1 protein-coding gene is annotated in these 1462 nt (G+C 57.6%); it reads left to right on the top strand.

What is annotated here, in order from left to right; all coding sequences use genetic code 11:
* Positions 1–126: 126 nt before the first annotated feature.
* Positions 127–1449: an ISL3 family transposase gene (locus BN9444_RS13260; RefSeq protein WP_066509688.1), complete on the top strand. Its 1323-nt coding sequence runs from the start codon at positions 127–129 to the stop codon at positions 1447–1449.
* Positions 1450–1462: the final 13 nt, after the last annotated feature.

Genomic DNA, 1462 nt, shown 5'->3' with positions numbered 1-1462 from the left:
GGCTCTTCCGGTTTTAGAGTGCATTGATTAGTTCGCCGGGGGTTCGGGCGTGGCACAAGATATTGGGGTCCTTGGCTTTGTAGGAATAAGGGTGTCTAATCCATCCGTACAAACCAAGGACCTACTGTGCAGCCTAACGGAAATGTCATCGTCGATACCATCTGCCGCACCGCAGAACTAGGAGTTACTATCACCGGGGCCGCAGAACACGGCGATGTCACCGTCATCGAAGCCGAGCCCGTCGAGCCCATCAATGAATGCCCCACGTGCGGTCAGCCTGGAGTATTCCGCGACCACGTCATCCGCAGCCTGGTCGATCTGCCCATCGTCGGCCACCCAACACGCCTTCATGTGCGCCTTCCACGCTACCGGTGCACCAACAAGCGCTGCTTGCAGAAGATCTTCCGCGCGGGCCTTACCTGCGCGCCCGACAATTCAAAGACCACGGACAGGGTGACCCGCTGGATACTGCAACGACTCTGCCTAGATCGGATGAGCGTTGCCGCTGCAGCCAAGTCATTAGGCCTGGGGTGGGATACCACCAACGCCTTGGCCTTAGCCGCTGTCCAGGACTTGATCTACAACGACGAGCACTACCTCGACGGGGTCAAGGTCATCGGTGTTGATGAGCATCGCTGGTCGCACAACCGACGCACATGGCGCGACGGATACGTCACCGTCATCGTTGATATGACCGACCACCACGACAAGGATGGAAACGTCATCCGCCCCGCTCGGCTTCTTGACGTTGTCCCAGGCAGAAGCGCTGACGCGTTACGAACATGGCTGAATAATCACAGCGAGCAGTTCCGCGATCAGGTCAAGATCATCAGCATGGACGGCTTCCAAGGCTATGCCACCGCCGCTGGCGAAGTCATTCCCAACGCCACCCAAGTCATGGACCCGTTCCACGTTGTACGCCTGGCCGGTGACAAGCTCACCAAGTGCCGCGCCAGGCTCCAGTTAGAAACAACAGGCCGACGTGGCCGCAGCAAAGACCCGCTCTACCGCAACCGGAAAACTCTGTTGACCACCGAGGGCTTGCTCACCGACAAGCAGCGCGGGAGGCTTGAGGAACTGTTTGACTTCGACGACGACTACGCGCCGCTACAAGAGACCTGGACCTACTACCAACAAGTCATAAGCTGCTACAACAATCCCAACAAGCAAGCAGCCAAGAAAGCCATGAGCACGCTCATTGACACGCTTGTTGACATCAAAGACGCCGGGATCGCTGAGATCGCGCAGCTAGGCAGGACCATGAACAAACGCCGCAAGGACATCCTCGCCTACTTCGACCACGGAGTATCCAACGGACCTGTCGAAGCGATTAACGGTCGGTTGGAATTCCTACGCGGCATCGCCCTGGGATTCCGCAACCTCGACCACTACATATTGCGGTGCCTGATTCACGCCGCCAACATCCGACACAAAATCAATGCACTCTAAAACCGGAAGAGCC

Origin of the sequence: Corynebacterium phoceense (genome assembly GCF_900092335.1) — a bacterium.
Taxonomy (GTDB): Bacteria; Actinomycetota; Actinomycetes; order Mycobacteriales; family Mycobacteriaceae; genus Corynebacterium; species Corynebacterium phoceense.
Note: the sequence above shows the minus strand (reverse complement) of the source record. Positions and strands in the feature narration are given on the sequence as shown.